General features: G+C 62.4%; 2 protein-coding genes and 1 pseudogene. 1 reads left to right on the forward strand and 2 read right to left on the reverse strand.

The genetic code is table 11. The features are described from left to right. A pseudogene (locus RTX98_RS01250) lies at positions 1-2,380 on the forward strand (AMP-binding protein); the annotation flags it as partial. 28 nt (positions 2,381-2,408) lie between these two features. Here RTX98_RS01250 and RTX98_RS01255 read toward each other — a convergent pair. Continuing rightward, positions 2,409-3,167 carry an amino acid ABC transporter ATP-binding protein gene (locus tag RTX98_RS01255; RefSeq protein ID WP_312794027.1) on the reverse strand — a complete coding sequence of 253 codons (759 nt, stop codon included), beginning with the start codon at positions 3,165-3,167 and terminating at the stop codon, positions 2,409-2,411. Further along, positions 3,164-3,639, reverse strand: a 476-nt coding sequence (locus RTX98_RS01260; protein WP_312794028.1) for an ABC transporter permease subunit, incomplete at its 5' end; no start/stop codon positions are given. The genes RTX98_RS01260 and RTX98_RS01255, both read right to left, overlap by 4 nt.

Here is a 3,639-nt window from a genome sequence, read left to right on the forward strand (position 1 = left end):
CCCGCCGGTACAGCTCTGATGGCGCTGTTCAGCCTCGACCTCGCTTTTACCCTCTGGGGCGCGCAGGCGACAACAACTACGGAAACGCTGTCCGGCTTTTTCGCTCTGCCGAACACAATCCGAGTGGCGATCGACCTCGCGGGCTTAGCGATTGCCGGTGCCTTCGTGATCGTGCCGACTTTTGCGGCGGTTCAGGCCTGGGCGCCGGAAGACCGACGCGCCCGCGTCGTTGCCGGCGTCAGCGTCGTCAATGCCGGCTTCATGACGGTTGGCGGCGCGCTCGTCGCAGCGATCCAGGCGGCTGGCGTTTCGCTGGCGCAGATACTGCTAGGTCTAGCAGTGCTCAATGCCGTTTCCGCCTGGCTGATGCTGAAATATCTTCCGACCAATGCCTTGCGCGACTTCGTTTCGATCCTGTTCCGCGCATTTCACCGGCTTGAAGTCGAAGGTCTCGATAATCTCAAGGCGGCCGGTCCGGCCCCGATCCTTGCGCTCAACCATGTCAGCTTTCTGGATGGTCCGCTCGCCCTGACACTGACCGACGAGGAGCCGGTCTTCGCGGTGGATCATACGATCGCGCAGGCCTGGTGGGTGAAGCCGTTTTTGAAGCTGACCCGCGCCATGCCGCTTAACCCGGCAAAGCCGATGTCGACCCGCAGGCCTGGAGAAAAGCTATTTCTCGCGGCTGACCTCCATGCATGTCCGCCGTCGCTTGTTTCCGAAGGTGCGGGTGACGATCCTTGAACCGGTAAAGCTGGAGGTCGATCAAGGCTTGCGCGGCCGGCAACGGCGTGCAGCAGCGGGTGCTGCCCTCTACCAAGTCATGTCCGACCTCATCTTCCGCACTCAGCGCATCGATACGACCGTGCTCAAGCGCATCATCGAAACGGCGGAAGAGCGCGGCATAGCCAGGCTCGCGGTGGAAGATCCGGTCACGGGACAACTGTCTTACGGCAGATTGCTGACGGCCGCTGCCGTGCTTGGCGGCAGGTTCTCGAAGCTTTACCGCCATCAACCGGTTCTCGGCCTGATGCTCCCCAATGCCAACGGCGCTTGTGCCGCGCTGCTCGGCCTGATGTCGGCCGGCAAGGTTCCGGCCATGATCAACTTCACGGCGGGCGCAGCCAACATCCTGTCCGCGTGCAAGGCGGCTGAGGTAAAGACGATCCTGACGTCCCGGGCCTTCGTTGCCCAGGCCAAGCTTGGCCTGGTTCTCGATGAGGTGGGCAGACACGTGGAGATCGTCTGGTTGGAAGACCTGCGCGCAACGATCACGCTGAAGGACAAGCTGCTCGGGCTTTGGCATCGGTCCCGACCGCTCGCTGAACGCCGCGCCGATGATCCTGCGGCCATCCTGTTTACTTCGGGGTCGGAAGGCACGCCCAAGGGTGTCGTGCTGACCCACCGCAACATTCTCGCCAACACCGCCCAGGCGGCATCGCGCATCGACTTTCATTCCGGCGATAAGGTGTTCAACGTCCTGCCGATCTTCCACTCCTTCGGCCTGACCGCCGGCACGTTACTGCCCCTGGTTTGCGGGGTTCCGGTCTTCCTATATCCGTCGCCGCTGCATTACCGCATCGTGCCGGAACTGGTTTATGCGTCCAATGCGACGATCATGTTCGGCACCGACACCTTCTTCGGCGGCTATGCCCGCACAGCGCACCCCTATGATTTTCGCTCAATCCGCTACGCTTTTGCAGGCGCCGAGCCCGTCAAGGCTTCGACCCGGGCGGCTTACATGGACAAATTCGGCCTGCGCCTTCTGGAAGGCTATGGTGTGACGGAAGCTGCTCCCGTGGTCGCGCTCAACACGCCGATGTACAACAAGGCCGGTTCCGTCGGTAAGCTCATGCCCGGCCTGAGCTATCGCCTGGAGCCGGTTCCTGGCGTCGGAACTGGTGGCCGCCTTTCCATCAAGGGGCCCAACATCATGGCCGGCTATCTGCGCGCTGAAAAACCCGGCGTTCTGGAAGCGCCAGAAGACGGCTGGCATGATACCGGCGACATCGTCACGGTGGATAAGGACGGGTCCGTCACGATCCAAGGTCGCGCCAAGCGCTTCGCCAAGATCGGCGGTGAGATGGTGTCGCTGGCGGCCGTGGAAGCCTTGGCGGGGGAGCTGTGGAAAGGTTCGCTATCGGCGGTGGCCACCGTGCCGGACGAGCGCAAGGGTGAACGACTCGTGCTGATCACCGACCGGCCGGACGCGACTCGGGCAGCTTTTGTCAGCTTTGCCAAGGCAGCCGGCGCAATGGACATGATGGTACCGGCGAAAGTACGCGTCGTGAAATCGGTGCCCGTTCTAGGTTCCGGCAAGATCGACTTCGCCGGCGTGACGGCATTGGCGAGAGAAGAAGAAGCGCTAGCCGCGGCATAGATCACCAGACAGCGGCTGCTCCGGATCATCAATCCGTGGCTGACACGGCTGCCAAGGAGGCGAGAAAGCGCTTGGTCCGTTCGCGTTGCGGGCGGTTGAACACGTCGCCTGCCGAGCCCTGTTCCACAATCAGGCCGCCGTCGAGAAAGGCGACCTCCTGGGCGATGCGGGATGCCAGTCTCAGATCATGCGTCGCCATCACCATGGTGGTGCCTTCGCGCGCCAGATCCGCCAAAACCTCGACCACTTCTTCCGCGAGTTCAGGATCGAGCGCCGAGGTCGGCTCGTCGCACAGAAGCACTCGCGGGGAGGGGGCGAGAGCGCGTGCTATGGCGACGCGCTGCTGCTGACCACCAGACAGCGTCGCGGGCCAGGCATCCGCCTTATGGCCGAGACCGACCTTCTCAAGCAGTTCCATGGCACGCGTGTTGGCCTCTTCCTTGGACCAACCACGAACCGTGATCAGCCCTTCGGTGATGTTTTCGGTCGCGGTGCGATGCGGAAACAGCTGGAAGCTCTGGAACACCATGCCGGTCTGACGGCGAAGTCGCTGCATGTCCTTCCAGGCGACCTTCTCACCTTGCTTGAAGGTCAGCGTATCCTCGCCGATCCGCACTGTACCCGCCGATGGTGTTTCCAGCAGGTTGATGCAGCGAAGCAGCGTGCTCTTGCCGCCGCCCGATGGGCCGACCAGCGCCGATACGCTGCCTTCCGCAAAGCGAAGCGACACGCCTTTCAGCACTTCAAGATCGCCGAACCGCTTGTGGATATCGGAAAGCTCGATCACGTGCGTGCCTCCAAAAACCCGCCATAGCGGTTCAGCCGACGCTCCAGGCGCACTTGCAGGGCGGACAGAACGGATGACAACGCGAGGTAGATCAGTGCTGCCTCGATATAAAGGATCAGCGGCTCGTAGGTGACGGCCACGATGCGCTGGGCGGACTGGAATAGCTCGGGAACGGTGATCGCGGCAGCGAGCGAAGTGTCCTTGACTAGCGAAATGAACGTGTTCGACAAGGGCGGAACGGCGATCCGCGCGGCCTGCGGAAGAATGGTCTTGCGCATGGCTTGACCCCAGCTCATGCCAACCGAATAGGCCGCTTCCCACTGCCCGCGAGGCACGGAGGCAATCACCGCGCGGATGATCTCCGATGTGTAAGCGCCGATGTTGAGCGTAAAGCCGATCAGGGCTGCCGGGAACGCATCGAGCGTCACGCCGATCGAGGGCAACCCATAAAAGATCAGGAAGAGCTGAACGA

The sequence above is a fragment of the Tianweitania sp. genome (genome assembly GCF_032053605.1).
Taxonomy (GTDB): Bacteria; Pseudomonadota; Alphaproteobacteria; order Rhizobiales; family Rhizobiaceae; genus Tianweitania.